Annotated in this window: 19 protein-coding genes; 9 read left to right on the top strand and 10 right to left on the bottom strand. The window is 70.7% G+C overall.

Annotation, left to right across the window (positions count from 1 at the left end; genetic code table 11):
• Positions 1-30: 30 nt before the first annotated feature.
• From OG494_RS42220 to OG494_RS42205, 4 genes are all read right to left on the bottom strand, one after another.
• Positions 31-1,089: a zinc-binding dehydrogenase gene (locus OG494_RS42220; protein WP_328448472.1), complete on the bottom strand. Its 1,059-nt coding sequence runs from the start codon at positions 1,087-1,089 to the stop codon at positions 31-33.
• A gap of 52 nt (positions 1,090-1,141) precedes the next feature.
• Positions 1,142-1,486, bottom strand: a complete 345-nt coding sequence (locus OG494_RS42215) for a transcriptional regulator (protein ID WP_328448470.1) — start codon at positions 1,484-1,486, stop codon at positions 1,142-1,144.
• 72 nt (positions 1,487-1,558) lie between these two features.
• Positions 1,559-2,023, bottom strand: coding sequence for a hypothetical protein (locus OG494_RS42210; RefSeq protein WP_328448468.1), 465 nt, complete (start codon positions 2,021-2,023; stop codon positions 1,559-1,561).
• 114 nt (positions 2,024-2,137) lie between these two features.
• Positions 2,138-2,392: an LLM class flavin-dependent oxidoreductase gene (locus OG494_RS42205; RefSeq protein WP_328448467.1), complete on the bottom strand. Its 255-nt coding sequence runs from the start codon at positions 2,390-2,392 to the stop codon at positions 2,138-2,140.
• Positions 2,393-2,554: 162 nt separating this feature from the next.
• Between OG494_RS42205 and OG494_RS42200 the strand changes: the two genes are divergently transcribed.
• Positions 2,555-3,058 carry a hypothetical protein gene (locus OG494_RS42200; RefSeq protein WP_328448465.1) on the top strand — a complete coding sequence of 168 codons (504 nt, stop codon included), beginning with the start codon at positions 2,555-2,557 and terminating at the stop codon, positions 3,056-3,058.
• Here the strand turns inward: OG494_RS42200 and OG494_RS42195 are convergent.
• Together OG494_RS42195 and OG494_RS42190 are read right to left on the bottom strand one after the other, a co-directional pair.
• Positions 3,055-3,738, bottom strand: coding sequence for a metal-dependent transcriptional regulator (locus OG494_RS42195; protein ID WP_247058286.1), 684 nt, complete (start codon positions 3,736-3,738; stop codon positions 3,055-3,057). The genes OG494_RS42200 and OG494_RS42195 overlap by 4 nt on opposite strands.
• Before the next feature lie 39 nt (positions 3,739-3,777).
• Positions 3,778-4,218, bottom strand: coding sequence for a GNAT family N-acetyltransferase (locus OG494_RS42190; protein WP_328448462.1), 441 nt, complete (start codon positions 4,216-4,218; stop codon positions 3,778-3,780).
• 58 nt (positions 4,219-4,276) lie between these two features.
• On the opposite strand from OG494_RS42190, the gene OG494_RS42185 reads away from it, so the two are divergent.
• Positions 4,277-4,597, top strand: a complete 321-nt coding sequence (locus OG494_RS42185; protein WP_328448460.1) for a hypothetical protein — start codon at positions 4,277-4,279, stop codon at positions 4,595-4,597.
• 4 nt (positions 4,598-4,601) lie between these two features.
• Here the strand turns inward: OG494_RS42185 and OG494_RS42180 are convergent, their stop codons facing one another.
• Entirely contained in the window at positions 4,602-6,200 is a 1,599-nt protein-coding gene (locus OG494_RS42180; RefSeq protein WP_328448458.1) for an amidohydrolase, read from the bottom strand.
• 47 nt (positions 6,201-6,247) lie between these two features.
• Between OG494_RS42180 and OG494_RS42175 the strand changes: the two genes are divergently transcribed.
• Genes OG494_RS42175 through OG494_RS42160 form a run of 4 tightly spaced genes read left to right on the top strand, consistent with a single transcriptional unit; the run spans position 6,248 to position 9,543 of the window.
• Positions 6,248-6,985, top strand: a complete 738-nt coding sequence (locus OG494_RS42175) for an enoyl-CoA hydratase/isomerase family protein (RefSeq protein WP_328448456.1) — start codon at positions 6,248-6,250, stop codon at positions 6,983-6,985.
• A complete protein-coding gene (locus OG494_RS42170) occupies positions 6,982-8,532 on the top strand; it encodes an ATP-dependent acyl-CoA ligase (protein ID WP_328448454.1) in 1,551 nt (516 codons plus the stop codon). The genes OG494_RS42175 and OG494_RS42170 overlap by 4 nt, the downstream gene beginning before the upstream one ends.
• Positions 8,529-9,164 carry a TetR/AcrR family transcriptional regulator gene (locus OG494_RS42165; RefSeq protein WP_328448452.1) on the top strand — a complete coding sequence of 212 codons (636 nt, stop codon included), beginning with the start codon at positions 8,529-8,531 and terminating at the stop codon, positions 9,162-9,164. Before OG494_RS42170 ends, OG494_RS42165 begins: the two co-directional genes overlap by 4 nt.
• A 58-nt stretch (positions 9,165-9,222) precedes the next feature.
• Complete coding sequence (locus OG494_RS42160; protein WP_247058300.1) at positions 9,223-9,543, top strand: hypothetical protein; 321 nt, start codon at positions 9,223-9,225, stop codon at positions 9,541-9,543.
• 68 nt (positions 9,544-9,611) lie between these two features.
• Here OG494_RS42160 and OG494_RS42155 read toward each other — a convergent pair whose 3' ends face one another.
• A complete protein-coding gene (locus tag OG494_RS42155; RefSeq protein ID WP_328448450.1) occupies positions 9,612-10,781 on the bottom strand; it encodes an acyl-CoA dehydrogenase family protein in 1,170 nt (389 codons plus the stop codon).
• A 198-nt stretch (positions 10,782-10,979) separates the two neighbouring features.
• Between OG494_RS42155 and OG494_RS42150 the strand changes: the two genes are divergently transcribed.
• Complete coding sequence (locus OG494_RS42150; RefSeq protein ID WP_442874529.1) at positions 10,980-11,666, top strand: 4'-phosphopantetheinyl transferase family protein; 687 nt, start codon at positions 10,980-10,982, stop codon at positions 11,664-11,666.
• On the opposite strand, the gene OG494_RS42145 is transcribed toward OG494_RS42150, so the two are convergent.
• Together OG494_RS42145 and mihF are read right to left on the bottom strand one after the other, a co-directional pair.
• Positions 11,663-12,802 (bottom strand): isochorismate synthase, encoded by a 1,140-nt coding sequence (locus OG494_RS42145; RefSeq protein WP_328448446.1) that lies wholly within the window; start codon positions 12,800-12,802, stop codon positions 11,663-11,665. The two genes, OG494_RS42150 and OG494_RS42145, sit on opposite strands and share 4 nt — an antisense overlap.
• 83 nt (positions 12,803-12,885) lie before the next feature.
• On the bottom strand, positions 12,886-13,197 hold the full coding sequence (gene mihF / locus OG494_RS42140; protein WP_026468624.1) for an integration host factor, actinobacterial type: 312 nt from the start codon (positions 13,195-13,197) through the stop codon (positions 12,886-12,888).
• A gap of 444 nt (positions 13,198-13,641) precedes the next feature.
• Here mihF and OG494_RS42135 point away from each other — a divergent pair, with 444 nt between their 5' ends.
• Positions 13,642-15,270 (top strand): long-chain fatty acid--CoA ligase, encoded by a 1,629-nt coding sequence (locus OG494_RS42135; protein WP_328448438.1) that lies wholly within the window; start codon positions 13,642-13,644, stop codon positions 15,268-15,270.
• A gap of 102 nt (positions 15,271-15,372) precedes the next feature.
• Positions 15,373-16,668, top strand: a complete 1,296-nt coding sequence (locus OG494_RS42130) for an ABC transporter substrate-binding protein (protein ID WP_328448436.1) — start codon at positions 15,373-15,375, stop codon at positions 16,666-16,668.
• The last annotated feature ends 3 nt before the right edge of the window (positions 16,669-16,671 follow it).

Below are 16,671 nucleotides of genomic sequence, written 5' to 3'. Positions count from 1 at the left end.
GAACGGATCACTTGAACACGATGCCGTGGATCACTCACCGAACGTGACCACGGTGACGCCGGCCCGGGCCGGCACCGGGTCGGTCATCGCGGCCAGCGCGGCCGGGACGTCGTCGAGCCCGATCCGCCGGCCGATCAGCGCGGCCAGGTCGATGCCCGACGTCTCGACGACGCGCAGCAGCTCCGGATACTCGTGGGCCTGGAGGCCGTGGATCCCGACCAGCTCCAGCTCGCCGCCGATGACCCGGTGCATCGGGATCGGCGCGACGCCCTGCGCCGGCGGCATCAGCCCGGCCTGGACGTGCCGTCCGCGCTTGCGGAGGCTGCCCACCGACGCCGCGCAGGTCGACGGCGAGCCGAGGCAGTCGAGCGAGACGTGCGTGCCGCCTTCGGTCAGCTCGCGCACGTGCGCGGCGACGGCTTCCGGGCCGTCGAACGCCGACGCGTCGAGCGTCAGCGCCGCCCCCGACTTCGCCGCGAGCTCCAGCGCGGCCGGCGAGACGTCGACCGCGACGACCTTCGCGCCGGCCGCGACGGCGAGCAGCACGGCGGAGATCCCGACGCCGCCGCAGCCGTACACCGACACCCACTGCCCGGCGGTGACCCGGCCCTGCCGCAGCACCCCGCGGAACGCCGTGCCGAACCGGCAGCCCAGCGCCGCCGCCTCGGCCGCGCCGAGCGTGTCGGGCAGCGCGACCAGGTTGACCTCGGCGTGCCCGATCGCGACGCGCTCGGCGAAGGACCCCCAGTGCGTCGCGCCCGGCTGGAACTCGCGGTCGCAGATCTGCTGGTCGCCGCGCGCGCACTGGGCGCACGTGCCGCAGGCGCAGACGAACGGCACGGTGACGCGCGCGCCGAGCGCCCAGCCGCGCACGCCTTCGCCGAGCGCGACGACGCGGCCGGCGAGCTCGTGGCCGGCGACGTGCGGCAGTGTCACCGCGCTGTCATGCCCCTGCCACGTGTGCCAGTCACTGCGGCACACGCCGGTGGCGTCGACCTCGATGACGGCCCCGCCCGGCGGCGCAACCGGTTCCGGCACCTCCCTGACCACGGGCGGAACGCCGAACTCCTCCATGACCACAGCTCGCATGCCCGCGAGCCTACGCGAGCCGCTCACTTGAGCGGCTTTCCCTTGGTACCGCTCAGTTGAGCGGTGGCGGCTGCGGGTGGAAGCGCGTGCGCACCCGCGGCGGTCCGAGCAGCTTGCTGAGCGAACCGCCGGGCACGTTCAAGATGTCCTCGAGGTTTCTCAACGCCTCCAACGATTCTGCCCGTTCCGGCCGGCACCGTCCGGATTGCCAGTGGCTGAGGGTGGCCAAGCTGACCGTGGTTCCCCTGCCGCGCAAGCGATAGCGGATCCGGTCGAGGCCGAGGCCACGAACCCGGATCGCCGCTCGCAGTGCCACGGCGAAGGGCCCGTGGGCCAGCAGCCGGTCGAGTTCGGCCTGGTCCCCCCGGTCCATCGTGTGTGTTCGCTGACCGGTCATCACATCGCTCCGAAGCACTCCCGAATACGAAAATTGGAGCGTAGGCCTGCTTCGGCGAGATCGGAAGACCACTCACCCACCTGCGAACGCCCCGGAAGTCCTGACGTGGTCCGCGATCGCGGCGAACGGTGCCGAGTAGCCGGAGTTGACGGTGACGTAGGAAATCCCCCACCGCTCCCGCCACCGGAGGAGGTTTTCCCCGGCACGGCCCGGATCCGACGGCAGCACGGTGACCGCGCCGGCCGCCACCAGCTCCGGCAGATCGGCCCCGGCGAAGCGGGCCACCCGCGGCGACGGCTCGTCCCCGACGGCGATCAGGTTCAGCCCGAGCTCGATCTCCGGCAGCCGCGGCCCGGCGAGCGTACGGAATCGATCCACAATGGACTGCGCCTGGTCCTCGGTGGTCGTGGGATGCCAGGAGAAGGTCACGATGTCCGCTTCTTGCGCGGCGAGCGCCAGCATTTTCGGCCCGCTGGCGGCGAGCAGCAGCCGCGGCCGCTCGATCGATCGTTTGAGGTGCGTGACGGTGTCCGCCATCCGTGTGACGCGCTCACCCGGCGAGCCGAACTCCCGCCCGAGGCTCGCGGCGAGCGCGTCGGCGTTCGGCCGCCCGGCGCCGAGCCCGAGCTCGAACCGGCCCTCGGTCTGCTGTTACAGCGTCCGCGCCTGCCACTCGAGCGCCCGCGCGTCCCGGAACGGATCGGCGAGCACGAAGGTGCCGAGGGTGATCCGTTCGGTAACCGCGGCGGCCGCCCCGAGCAGCACGAAGGGGTCACCCCCGGAGACCGGATCGGTGGCCAGGAGGGTGTCGAAGCCGAGCTCCTCGGCCCGCCGCGCCTGAGCGGTCCAGGTGCCGAGGTCAGGCGCGTAACCGGCGACGATGCCGAAGCGGAACGGAGAGGTCATGCCGCCCATGGTCGGCGGCGCGGCGGGGTCACCACATCCGCTCCAGGACGTCACCCGGACGTACGCGCCCCGACGTCATCACAGCTCGATCACCGCCCGTAACACCCGCGGTGATCAATGCGTCTCTCTGCACAATCCCGGCACAGAGAGCGAGGCGGACAAATGACCGTCGACCCGAACACCCGCCAACCGCCGACCCCGGAGCCCGTCTCGCAGCCCGACACGGCTTTGCCGCCCGCGCACCGCAGCCGCAAGCCCCTCTTCATCGTCGCGGGTGCCGCGGTCGTCGCCGTGGTCGCCACCATCCTGATCATCGTCTTCACCACCTCAGGCCCCTCGTCCGTCAACGGCACACTGTCCCTGCTGTGCGACATGAAGTGCACCAAAGCCGCAGCTGACGGTTACGGGGACCTGAGCAGTGGCTCGCAAGTCACGCTTGTGGACGAGACCGGGCAGGTCGTGGCCACCACCCAGCTGCGCCGCACCCCCGGCGAAGAAACGAAGATCGTCGAAGGCATGTGGGTGCGCACCTTCACCTTCACGTTCACCGACGTGCCGAGCGCCGAGCGCTACGGCGTGCACCTCGGCAACACCAACCGCGGCACCCTGTGGAAGAGCGCCGAGGAGACCGAGCGTGACGGCTTCAGCCTCACCATCGGTGGCTAGCGCAGCGTGACCGACAGGGCCTGCGCGATCTCCTTGCCGATCGCGTGGGTCGCCACCTCCGGCGGTGACCCGACCTTGACCACCATCGGCCCCCCGAACGGCTGGCGCTCCACGACCTCGATGCGTTCGCCCAGGTTGATGGCGTGTTCCGTCAGGTACCTCAGCAGCTCCGGGTCGGTGTCCCAGACCCGGACGATCTCGCCGACCGCGCCCGGCTCCAGGTCGTCCAGGATGCGGACCGACAGTTCCTCGACGCTGCCGTCCGCGGCCGGGATCGGGTCGCCGTGGGGGTCGCGGACCGGGTTGCCGAGCTTGGCCGCGATGCGCTCGACCAGCCGGTCCGACACCGCGTGCTCCAGCGCGTCCGCCTCCGCGTGGACCTCGTCCCAGGTGTAGCCGAGCTCGGAGACCAGGTACGTCTCGATCAGCCGGTGCCGGCGCAGCACCGACCGCGCGAGCAGCCGGCCGTCGGCCGTGAGCTCGATGCCGCGGTAGGGCACGTGGGTGACCAGGCCGAGCTGGGACAGCTTCGTGACCATCCCCGACGCCGAGGACGGGCTGACCTCCAGCCGTCCGGCGAGCGAGGTGTTGGTGACCGGCTCACCGCGCTCGACCAGGCCGTAGATCACCCGGACGTAGTCCTCGACCGACGAGGATCTCCGGACCGAACCATCTCCCATGCCGCATACGATACGGGCCGGGTACTTTCCCCGTGCGCTTCACGGCCGCCAGCGGTAGCGGATCCAGCCGGGGACCGGTTCCGCGCCGAGCTGGGCGTAGAACGCCTCGCCTTTCTCGTTGCCCGCCTGCATGTCCCACTCGACGCGGCCGCCGGTGCGGCGGGCCAGCTCGCCGAGCAGCTCGCCGCCGAGGCCGTGACGCCGGTGCGCGGGACGCACGAACAGGTCGTCCAGCCAGATCCCCGGCTTGGCCTCCCAGGTGGAGAAGTTCCAGCTGCAGAACGCGAAGCCGGCGACCGTGCCGGGCTCGCCGGGCGGGGTCGTGATCAGCACCCAGGCCTTCGGCTCCGGCCCGAAAAGGTGACCGCCCATCTCGGCGCGGTCCAGCTTGAGGTCGTGCTTGTCCTCGTAGACGGCGTGCTCCTCGATGAGCGCGCAGATCTCCTCGATGTCTTCGAGGACGGCGTCGCGGACGGGCATTTCGCCTCCCGTTTCTGTCGGTGGTGGTCGTTAGGGTCGAGCGCGAAGGAGGTGGTCGGTGTCACCGGAGGAGAAGTTCGAGGACCTGGTCGACGAGTTCACCGGACAACCGGGCATCACGCCACCCGGCGCGACCGGCGGGTTCGGGCGCGGCGCCCTGCGGGCCGACGGCCGGATCTTCGCGATGTTCGTCCGCGGGCAGCTGGTGCTGAAGTTGCCGAAAATACGCGTGGACGAGCTGGTCGAAGGCGGGCACGGGATGCGCTTCGACGCGAACAAGGGCACCCCGATGAAGGAATGGCTGGCCCTGGCGGCGGACTCGCCGCAGCCGTGGCCCGCCCTGGCGAAGGAGGCACACGCATTCGTGGGAGGCAAGTGAGACATCAGGCCTGGTAACGCAGTTCGCCGCCGACGGCGGTGGCCAGCACGCTCAGGTCGTCCAAAGCGGACTCGTCCAGGGGCGAGCCGGAGAGCACGGCGAAGTCGGCGAGCTTCCCGGGCTCCAGCGTGCCCAGGTCCCGCTCGGCGAACGTCGCGTAGGCCGAGCCGTAGGTGTACGCGCGCAGCGCCTGTTCCGGCGTCAACGCCTCTTCGGGAGCGAAGGGCGCACCGGACGCCGTTCGCCGGCGCACCATGTCGGCGAGGGCGAGCAGCGGCGCGCCGTCGACCACCGGGCGATCCGACGACGCCGGGAGCACGCAACCGGCGTCGAGGACGCTGCGCAGCCGGTAGCACCACGGCACGCGGGCCTCGCCGAGCGCGGCGCGCATCCCGTCGCCGAGTTCGTTGACGAACCGGCCTTGCGGTGACGCGATCAGGCCGAGCGAAGCGAGCCGGGTCAGCTCCGCGGGCTGAAGCACCGCGCAGTGCTCGATGCGGTGCCGGTGGTCCGCGCGCGGCGAAGCAGCCAACGCGGCTTCGTACGCGTCGAGGACGACAGTGATCGCGCGGTCGCCGATCGCGTGCGTCGCGATCTGCCAGCCGGCGTCGTGCGCCTTCCGGATCGTGCGGGCGATCTCGTCCTCGGGCACCTGGAAGTAGCCGACATTGTCCGGCTCGCCGTCGAACGGCTCGCCGTCGAACGGCTCGTGCATCGCGCAGGTGCGCCCGACCAGGGAACCGTCGGCGAACAGCTTCATCGGGCCGACGCGCAGCCACTCGTCGCCGAGGCCGGTGCGCAGGCCGAGGTCGAGGCCGAACCCGGCGCCGTCGGGCAGGTCGTGGAGCACGCTCGCCGCGACCATCACCGTGCTGCGCACGCGCAGCACCCCGCGGTCGCGCGCGAGCTGATAGGCGGCCAGTTCGGCGGGTGTCTCGCCGACCAGCCCGCCGCCGATCCCGGCCTCCTGGACGCTCGTGATGCCCTCCGACAGGTACCGCTCCGACGCGCGGTCGAGGCCGCGGACGACCTGCTCCACCGGCGTCGGGTAGGTCAGCGGCCGCAGCAGCAGCTGGGCCTGCTCGCGCAGCAGCCCGGTGGGCGAGCCCTCGGCGTGCACGACGTCGCCGCCGACCGGCACGTGCGCCAGGTCCAGCTGGTCCAGCACGGCCGAGTTGACCACGGTCATGTGCCCGGACGTGTGCTTGAGCCGCACCAGCATCCCCGGCGCCGCGCGGTCGAGACCGTGCCGGTCCGGGTGCCCGCCGGCGAGCTTGTTCTGGTCGTACCCGCTGCCCACCACCCAGCTGCCCGCGGGGAGCGTCGCGGCCCGCGCGGCGACGGCGTCGTAGACCTCCTCGACGCTGCGGCAGCCGCCGAGCGGGACGTCGTCGAGGGCCATCCCGAACCAGGCCATGTGGTTGTGCGCGTCGTGGAAGCCCGGCACGACGAACCCGCCGCCGAGGTCGACGCGCGTGCGCGCGGACACCCCGAGAGCGTCCTCCCCCAGCGCGACGACCCGGCCGTGCAGCACGGCGAGTGCGCTGGTCAAGCCCGTGCCCGTCCACACCAGGGCGTTTTCGTAGACCGCATCGACCTGCATCCTTCAAAGGCTATCGATCGATCGATCGAACGTCTAGCATCGGCCGCATGCCCACCGTGGAGTTCGCCGTCGAAGACGGCATCGCGCACATCCGGCTCAACCGGCCCGAGCGGCTGAACGCGGTCGCCGCCGTGCTGGTCGACGACTTCCTCGCCGCGCTCGACGCCGCCGCCCGCAGCGACGCGCGCGTCGTCGTGCTGTCCGGGAACGGCCGGGCCTTCTGCGCCGGCCACGACCTCAAGGAGCCCACCCCCGAAGGTGATTCGCGGGCTCGCCTGGACCGGCTCCAGGACGTCACGCGGCGGCTGCGCGCGCTGCGGCAGCCGGTGATCGCCGCGGTGCACGGTTACGCGATCGGCGCGGGCGCCGAGTTCGCGCTCGGCTGCGACCTGATCCTCGCCGCCGAGGACGCGGTCTTCGCGTTCCCCGAGGTTTCGCTCGGCCTGAGCGTCACCGGCGCGGCGTCGCGGCTGCTGCCGCTGCTCGTCGGCCCGCTCAAGGCGAAGGAACTGCTCCTGCTCGGCGAGCGCTTCGACGGCCGGAAGGCCGCGGAGCTGGGCATGGTCAACACGGCGGTGCCCGCCGAACAGCTCCAGGCCGAGGCGCGGAGCTGGGCGAAGCGGATCGCCGAGCACCCGCCGGCCGCCGCGGCGATGGCGAAGCGCGTCCTCGACACCCCGATCGACGTCGAGCCCGCGCTGGAGCTGGAAGTCAGCCACGCGCTGATCACCGAGCACTCGGCCGCGGTCGCCGCGTCCACGGAGGCCTTCCGGAGCCGGACGTGACGCCGCCGGCCGAGGTGGGCACCCTCGCCCAGCTCGTCGCGCGCGCCGCGGAACTGTGGCCGCAGCGCACTGCGTGGATCTTCGACGAGACCGGCAAGCGCTTCACCTTCGCTCAGGTGGACGCCGAAACGTCACGCATCGCCGCCGCGCTGACCGACCGCGGCGTCGGCCCGGGTGACCGGGTCGCCGTGATGCTGCGCAACCAGCCCGCTTTCCCGCTGATCTGGCTCGGCCTGGCCAAGATCGGCGCGCTGCTGGTGCCGATCAACACGAACTACCGCGAGTTCGACGGCGCCCACGTCCTGCGCCACTCCGGCGCGAAGCTGGTCGTCGCAGCACCTGAGTTCACCGACCTGCTGAACCGGATCAGCCTGGCCGAGGTCATCACCCCCGCGGCACTTTCACGTGAAAGTGACCACCTGGGGGCGGCACTTTCACGTGAAAGTGCCGCTTTCACACCGGTGCCGGAAACGCCGGTGAACCTCCAGTACACCTCGGGTACCACCGGCGCGCCCAAGGGCTGCGTGCTGCCGAACCGGTACTGGACCACCCTCGCGATGAGCCTCGCCACGGACTTCCCGGCCGTCGGCGCGGACGACGTCATCCTGACCGCGCAACCGTTCCACTACATCGATCCACAGTGGAACGTCGCGCTGGGCCTGGCCGGCGGGGCCACGCTCGTCGTGCTCGACCGCTTCCACCCCAGCACGTTCTGGGCGAAGGTCCGCGAGCACGACGTCACGTGGTTCTACTGCCTCGGCCTGATGCCGACGCTGCTGCTGCGCCAGGAACCGTCCGCCGCCGATCGCGACCACAAGGTCCGCGCGATCTGCGCGTCCGCCATCCCGCTCGACCTGCACGCCGAGCTCGAGCAGCGCTGGGGCGTGCCGTGGTTCGAGGCGTTCGGGATGACCGAGACGGGCGGCGACATCCGGGTGGGCGCCGCCGATCACGGCGAGACCGTCGGCACCGGCTGCATCGGCCGGCCCAGCCGCGACCGCGAGGTGATGATCGCCGGCGACGACGGGAAGCCGTTGCCGCGCGGGGAAACCGGGCAGCTGCTGATCCGCGGGATCGGCCTGATGCACGGCTACCACGACGATCCCGACGCGACGGCGAAAGCCTTCCGCAACGGCTGGTTCTGCACCGGTGACCTCGCCCGGATGGACGACGCGGGCCGCGTCTACTACGTCGGCCGCACGAAGGACATGATCCGCCGCAGCGGCGAGAACGTCTCCGCCGACGAGGTCGAACGCGCCCTGCTGCTGCACCCGGCGGTGCGGCTGGCAGCTGTCATCGCGGTGCCGGACGAGCTGCGCGGCGAGGAGATCAAGGCGTACGTCGTGTGTGACGGCGAGCGTCCCGAGCCGGCCGCGCTCGCCGCGTTCTGCGCGGAAAAGCTGGCCTACTTCAAGGTTCCGCGGTTCTGGGCGTTCGCGGACGAGCTGCCGCTGACGCCGTCGGAGCGCGTCGCCAAGGGCGAGCTGCGGAAGGTGGCCGACCTGCGCGCCGGGGCCTGGGACGCGAAGGTGGGGACCTGGCTGTGAGCAGTCGCGACCGGGTGCGCGCGGCGGCCGTGAAACTGTTCGCCACCAAGGGGTTCCACGGCACCGGTATCCGGGATCTGGCCCAGGAAGCGGAACTTTCTTCGGCGAGCCTGTACCACTACATGGGCACCAAGGAGGATCTGCTCGCGGAAATCATGCACACCGCGCTGAACCGCCTCCTCGACGCCGCCCGCGAAGCGACCGCCGGCAGCCCCGACCCGGTGCACCGATTGCGCACGCTGGTGGCGTTGCACGTGCTCGCGCACGCGGTCGGCCCGGCGGAAACCCGGGTGGTGGACAACGAAGTCGACGTCCTGTCCCCGGCCGCGCGCGAGCCGGTCGTGGCCCTGCGCGACGGTTATGAACGGCTGTGGGCCGCGGCCATCGACGAAGGCGTCGCGGCCGGGGTGTTCCACACCGAACACCCGGCGGTGACCCGGCTGGCCCTGCTGGAGATGTGCAGTGGTGTCGCGCGGTGGTATTCGCCGCGCGGCCCGCTCGCGCTGGACCAGCTCGCCGAGCACTACGCGGAGCTGGCGTCGCGGGCGCTGGGCTGCACGTCGGCGCCCGGTGTGAGCAACCTGGCACGGTGCCGCGAAATCATCGCCAAAGAGTGGGGGCTGTCCGTTTAGCGCCGGTTTTACCTGAGTACGCCTTGCTCAGACGGCGCGCGTGGGGGACGCTCGAAGGGTGACTGAGGAAACGATCCAACTGGAACTGGACGACTCGGGTCTCGCGCCGGGCCTCCCGACGCCGGCAAACCCCCGCGATCAGGTGCAGGACGTGCCCTACCGCCCGGTCGAGTTCCGCGATGACGATCTCCCCACCGCCCTGGAGCGGTGCTCCAAGTGGCTACGGCAGGCGCAGGAGTGGCTGGGCGAGCCCCTCGACGTCCTGGCCATCCACCTCGACTACGACGACCGCCAGGGTTCGCCGTACTACGACGTGAAGCTGCTGTGCAACGAAGAGGACCTGGCCGGCGTACCGATCGCCATCCGCAACAAGAAGTAGCTCCAACCGCCGTCAAGGCCACTTCCCGGAGGTTCGGGAGGTGGCCTTGACCGCGTTCCGGGGGGCCCTCAGCCGAGGACGCCGCCGACCTTCACGTGCCCCTTGAGCAGGTTGCGCGCGATCGTGCGGCGCTGGATCTCGTCGGTGCCCTCGTAGATGCGCAGCAGCCGCAGCTCGCGGTACCAGCGCTCGACCGGCAGTTCCCGCGTGTAGCCCATGCCGCCGTGGATCTGCATGACGCGGTCGACGATTTCGTTGGCCTTCTGGCCGCCGTACAGCTTCGCCATCGACTGCGCGTGCCGCGAGTCGACGCCCTGGTCGACCTGCCAGGCGGCGCTGAGCACCAGCCAGCGCAGCGCTTCGAGCTCGACGCCGGAGTCGGCGATCATCCACTGGATCGCCTGCCGCTCGGCGATCTTCTGCCCGAACGTCTCGCGGGTGTTGGCGTGCTCGATGGCCATCGAGATCAGCCGCTCGCACGAACCGATCGCGCGCGCCGGCAGCAGGTAGCGGCCCTGCCCGATCCACTGCATGGCGAGCTCGAAGCCGCGGCCTTCCTCGCCGAGGATCTGCGTCTCCGGGACGCGGACGTCCTGGAAGACCAGCGACGCCGGGCCCCACTCGCCCATGGTGTCGATGTACTCGGACTTCCAGCCGGCCTCGCGGTCGACCAGGAAGCACGTGACACCGCCGTTCGCGCCCTTCTCCGGGTCGGTGATGGCGAAGACCATGGTGAAGTCGGCTTCGTTGCCACCGGTGATGAAGGTCTTCTCGCCGTTGATGACCCAGTCCGTGCCGTCCTTGCGGGCGGTCGCCCGGATGGCCTTCGCGTCGGACCCGGCGCCCGGCTCGGTGATCGCGAAACAGGACTTGCGCTCGCCCGAGATGGTCGGCAGGAGGTAGGCCTGCTTCTGCTCCTCGTTGGCGTGGAACAGGATGTTGTCCGCGGCGCCGCCGAAGCGGAACGGCACGAAGGTCCGGCCGAGCTCGGCTTCCAGCAGCGCGGCCATCACGGCGGACATCCCCATGCCGCCGTACTCCTCCGGCGTCAGGATGCCCCAGAAGCCGGACTCCTTGGCCTTCAGCTGGAGGTCCTTCAGCTCCTCGCCGGTGAGGCCGGGCTGGTTCGCGCGCTCGCGCCGCAGGACCTCCTGCTCGAGCGGAACCAGCTCGCGCTGGACGAACGTGCGGACCCAGTCGCGCACTTCACGTTCTTCGACGCTGAGAGAGAAATCCATGGGTGAGCTGCTCCTCTGACACGCTTCTGGGGGTCCAGGGGGCTCGCCCCCGGCCGGGGTCTGGGGCAAGGCCCCGGAAAACACTGTCACTGGCTAAGCGCTTGCTTACCCGAGAGTACCCGCTGAGTGCGGCATTACCCCAGTCCTGCACCCGAATTCGTGACAACGGCCGTGGTAGCGGGAAAGATCGGGGGTGTGATGGAGATCGTGGTCCGCTGGTCAGCGCCGTTGCCCGCCGAGCCGCGCTTCCTGCGCCTGCTCGACGACGTCGAGCAGGACCGGTTCGGGGCGTACCGGCAGGACGCGGACAAGCGGCGGTTCCTCACCGGCCGCGTCCTGGCGAAGACGGTCACGGCCGAGCGCCTGGGCGTCCCGCTGGAGTCGGTGAAGTTCGACGCGACCTGCGACGACTGCGGCAAGCCGCACGGCAGGCCGCGGATCCCGGGCGCGGACCTGACGTTGTCCATCTCACACTCGGGCGACCTGATCGGCCTCGCGGCCACCCCGGCGGTGCCGGTCGGCCTCGACGTCGAGACGGCGAACCGCAAGGCCGACGAAGGCCTCATCGAGTACGCCCTGAGCCCGGCCGAGGCCGAGCACCTGACGGGCCTGTCCGGCGAAGAGAAGGCGCGCGCGTTCTTCGTCTACTGGACGCGCAAGGAGGCGGTGATGAAGGCCACGGGCAAGGGCCTGAAGATCCCGCTGCAGAGCATCACGTTCTCCCGCTACGACGAACCGGCCCGCCTGATCACCTCGGGCGACCCGGCCCTGGACCCGGCGCGCACGAGCCTGGCGGACCTGAAGGCCGCGGACGGCTACCGAGCGGCGATCGCGGTGCTGACCACCGAAGAACTGTCGGTCACCGAGGAACACTGGGTGCCCTAAAGGCTGTCTTCCAGGCCCATCGCCGTCAGCAGGGTCCGGAACTTCGCCGTCGTCTCGTCCAGCTCCGCCCGCGGGTCCGACGCCGGGACGATGCCGCCCCCCGCGTACAGCCGCATCGACGTCGACGCGATCTCGGCGCAGCGGATCGCCACCGCCCACTCGCCGTCGCCCGTGGCGTCCACCCAGCCGACCGCGCCCGCGTAGTAGTCGCGGTCGAACGGCTCCAGCTCCTGGACCAGGTCACGCGCACCGTCGGTCGGGGTGCCGCAGATCGCCGGGGTCGGGTGCAGGGCCGCCGCGAGGTCGAGCGCCGTGACGTCCGGGTCCACCAGCTCGCCGGTGATCGGCGTGCGCAGGTGCCAGATGGCCGGCGTGGTGACCAGCTCCGGCTCGGCCGGCACCTCGAGCGTCCGGCAGAACGGCCGCAGCGCTTCGACGAGGTAGTCGATCACCACGGCGTGTTCCAGCTGGTCCTTGCGGGACGTCCGCAGCGCCTCGCCGTTGGCCCGGTCGGTCGCCGGGTCGGCCGAGCGCGGCATCGAGCCGGCGTGCGGACTGGAGAACACCGTCCGCCCGGTGCGGCGCAGCAGCAGCTCGGGCGTCGCGCCGACGAGCGTCCGGCCGCCGGGCAGCTCGGCCGCGTACGTGAAGTGGCGGGGATTGCCGACGGCCAGGTTGCGCACGATGCTCTCGGCGGGCAGCGGCGCGGAAAACTCGAGGTCCAGCGCGCGAGCCAGGACGGCTTTCCGCAGGTCACGCTCACGAAGAGCGTCGACGGCGGCGCGCACCGAAGCCATGTGCTGCTCGGGTGAAGGCACCGCGCGCACGTGTGACGGCGCCGGCAGGACCTCACGGGGCAGCGAAGGGGCACCTTCGGACCGGTGGACGGTCCGGGGCACGACCAGGTGACCGGACACCTTCGTGTCGGGCCCGGTGTCGAACGGCAGGACGCCGACCGCCAGCGGGGCGCCGGTCTCGGCGAGCACGCCCGGGATCACCGAGGCGAGCCGTCGGGCGTCCGTCTCGGTGACGGTCCGGAGGGTGCCCTGCGCCAGGAGTGCGCGCTGGGCCGTCGTGAACAGGAAGTCGCCGCGCTGGTAGCGGGCGGCCAAATCAACGGCAGGGAGTTCGTCCACCACTCCAGAGTCCCAGGATCCGGGAGATCCGCGAGGGAAGTGTCACGAGCGACACTCCCCTCGCGGTCAGCTCCTGGTGACGGCTACTTGAGCGCGTCGATGAGCGCCTCGCGCTGGCGCTCGCCCAGGCCGGCGGCGCGCCGGTCCGGGTCGATGCCGGCCTGCTCGAGCAGGGCGGCGACCTTCACCGCGCCGAGGCCGGGGACGGCCTTCAGCAGCTGGGTGACCTTCGTCTTCCCGATCGTCTTGTTCTCCTTGGCCTGCTTGAGCACCTTTTCGATGCTCTCCTTGCCGGACTTGATCGACGCGAGCAGCTCCGAACGCGCCTTGCGAGCCTCGGCCGCCTTGGCGAGTGCATCGGCGCGCTGCTCCGGAGTCAACGTAGGCAGAGCCAACGTAGTAGTCCTTTCCTCTCAGGTCTCCGCTTTCGCGGCCGACGGCTTTTTGCTGTGCTTGCTGCTGCAAGCGCTGCTCAGCCGTCTCTTACCACGGCCCCAGTAAACGCCACCGGGTTCTCCGCCGTGCAACCGACACGCACTTATTACCCCTGGAGGTGATGCCGGGCAACCCGCTCCGGCCTGCGGAAACGCTCCCAGTGAGCGTCCCGAGTGGCCTCACTCACCCGGAAGTGAAGCCTCCGCTACGCCCCGAATTCGCCCCCTTTTCCTTACGTGCAAGGAAAAGGGCCATATTTGATGATCATGATCACCGTTCGGTCGTCCCGCGATCGGGCGACGACCGTGACCGAACGGAGCCGTTGTTGACCATGCCCGCTTCACCCGATCCGCACTAGAGTCGGCTCAACCCCAGTTCACCGGCGAACACCCCCGGGAGTGACCATGTTGAGCACCATGCAGGACGGCCAGCTGTCGCTGGCGAACCTGCTCCGCCACGGCACGTCGGTGCACTCGGCGAGCGAAGTCGTCACCTGGACCGGTTCAGAAGCCCGTCGCGAGACCTACGGCGAGCTCGGCCGCAACGCCGCGCGCCTCGCGAACGCGCTCCGGAGCCTCGGCATCACCGGCGACCAGCGCGTCGGCACGTTCATGTGGAACAACGCCGAGCACCTGGCCGCCTACCTCGCCGTCCCGGCGATGGGCGCCGTGCTGCACACCCTGAACATCCGGCTGTTCCCGGAGCAGCTGGTCTTCGTGGCCAACCACGCCGAGGACCAGGTCGTCATCGTCGACGGCACCCTCGTCCCGCTGCTGGCCAAGCAGCTGCCGGAGTTCAAGACGGTCCGGCACGTCATCGTGGCCAACGGCGACGCGTCGACGCTGCAGGCGCCGGCCGGCGTCGAGGTCCACTCCTACGCCGAGCTGCTGGCCGGCCAGCCCGACACCTTCGACTGGCCGGAGATCGACGAGCGCTCCGCGGCCGCGATGTGTTACACGTCGGGCACGACGGGTGACCCCAAGGGCGTCGTCTACTCGCACCGGTCGATCTGGCTGCACTCGATGCAGGTCTGCATGAGCGACAGCATGAACCTCGCCCAGCACGACAAAGCGCTGGCCATCGTGCCGATGTTCCACGCGATGGCGTGGGGCCTGCCCTACGCGGCGCTGATGGTCGGCGCGACGCTGGTGATGCCGGACCGCTTCCTCCAGCCCGCGCCGCTCGCCGCACTGCTGGCCGACGTCAAGCCGACGTTCGCCGGCGCGGTCCCGACCGTCTGGCAGGGCCTGCTCGCCCACCTCGAAGCCCACCCGCAGGACATCTCGCACCTGCGCGAGGTCGTCGTCGGCGGGTCGGCGGTGCCGCCGTCGCTGATGCACGCGTTCGAGGAGCGGCACAACGTCCGGATCCTGCACGCCTGGGGCATGACGGAGACGTCCCCACTGGGCAGCGTCGCGCGCCCGCCGGCGTCCGCGACCGGCGACGAGGCCTGGCGCTACCGCTACACGCAGGGCCGCTTCCCGGCGGCCGTGACGGCCCGGCTGATCGGCGACTCGGGCGAAGAGCTGCCCTGGGACAACGACGCCGTCGGCGAGCTGGAGGTCCGCGGCCCGTGGATCGCGGGGGCGTACTACGGCGGGGCGGACATCGACCCCGACAAGTTCCACGACGGCTGGCTGCGCACGGGTGACGTCGGGAAGATCAGCTCGGACGGCTACCTGACGCTGACCGACCGCGCCAAGGACGTCATCAAGTCCGGCGGCGAGTGGATCTCGTCGGTCGACCTGGAGAACCAGGTCATGGGTCACCCGGCGGTGGCCGAGGCCGCGGTCGTCGGCATCCCGGACGAGAAGTGGGACGAGCGGCCGCTGGTCGCCGTCGTGCTCAAGGAAGGCCGGACGGCTACGCCCGAGGAGCTGCGCGAGTACCTCAGCGACAAGGTCGCGAAGTGGCAGCTGCCGGAAAACTGGACCTTCGTGGACGAAGTGCCCAAGACGAGCGTCGGCAAGTTCGACAAGAAGCGGATCCGCGCGTCCTACTCCGAGGGAAAGCTCGACATCTCACAGCTCTAACGGGTAAATCTCCGGCGTGCCTTTAGTTCCGTGAAGGCCACCTTGAGGGACTCTATGTCCCTCAAGGTGGCCTTCACGGACGTTCACGGAGGAGTGCTGGGGATGCGGAACAGGCGGAGTTTTCTCGCGCTCGCGGGAGCGGGAGCGGTGGGCGCGCTCGCGGCGGCGTGCGGGTCCAACACCGGGCGGCAGGGCGACCCGCCCGCGTCGACGGCGTACTCGGCGGGACCGCCGCCGACGGACGCGCCGAAGGTCGGCCTGCAGCAGTGGTACCACGCGTACGGCGAGGACGGCGTCCAGGAAGCCGTCAAGCGCTACGCCGCGACGTACCCCGGCGCCGCCGTCACCGTGCAGTGGAACCCCGGCGACTACGACTCGAAGATCGTCACCGCGCTGCAGAACAGCAAGGTGCCGGACGTCTTCGAGGCGCAGGTGAAGATCGACTGGGTGCGGCAGAACCAGGTCGTCGCGCTCGACGACGTCATCGGGCCGGTGAAGGGTGACTTCAGTCCGGCGGTGCTGGCCGCGCAGACCGTCGAGGGCAAGGTCTACGGCGTCCCGCAGGCCACCGACACGCAGGTGCTCTTCTACCGCAAGAGCCTGCTCCAGGCCGCCGGTGTGCAGCCGCCGCAGACCGTCGACGAGCTGATCGACGCGGCGTCGAAGCTCACGAAGGACGGCGTGAAGGGCTTCTTCGCGGGCAACGACGGCGGTGTCGGTGTGCTCACCGGCCCGCTGCTGTGGTCGGCCGGCCTCGACTACCTGAAGAACGGCAACCGCGAGGTCGGCTTCGACGACCCGCGCGCCGCGACCGCGCTGGCGAAGCTGCACACGCTCAACACCAACGGCTCGCTGCTGCTCGGCGCGCCCGCCGACTGGTCGGACCCGGGTGCGTTCATCGACGGGCTGGCCGCGATGCAGTGGACCGGGCTGTGGAACGTGCCGAAGATCCGCGACGCGTTCGACGACGACTTCGGCGTGCTGCCCTTCCCCAAGCTCGACGGCAGCGGCGCGCCGTCGGTCCCGGTCGGCGCGTACGGCGCGATGGTCAACGCCAAGAGCGCGCACGTCGCCGAGGCGAAGGCGTTCGTGAAGTGGCTGTGGGTGGACCAGACGCAGGACCAGCTGGAGTTCGCGACGAAGTTCGGCTTCCACGTCCCCGCGCGGCAGAGCCTGATCGACCGCGCGGACAGCCTCAAGACCGGCCCGGCCGCCGACGCCGCTCGATTCGTCAAGGAGAACAGCCACCTCGTCGGCGGTCCGGTGTGGACACAGCAGGCGAACACGGCACTGTCCGACGCGGTCGCGAAGATCGCGAAGGAGGGAGCGGACCCGGCCGCGCAGGTCAAGACGGCCATTGCTACTGCCGCTGCCGAGCTCAAGCGTCTTTTTGGATGACAC

This window comes from Amycolatopsis sp. NBC_00438 (genome assembly GCF_036026695.1).
Classification (GTDB): Bacteria; Actinomycetota; Actinomycetes; order Mycobacteriales; family Pseudonocardiaceae; genus Amycolatopsis.
This window is presented reverse-complemented; position numbering and strand designations above follow the sequence as displayed.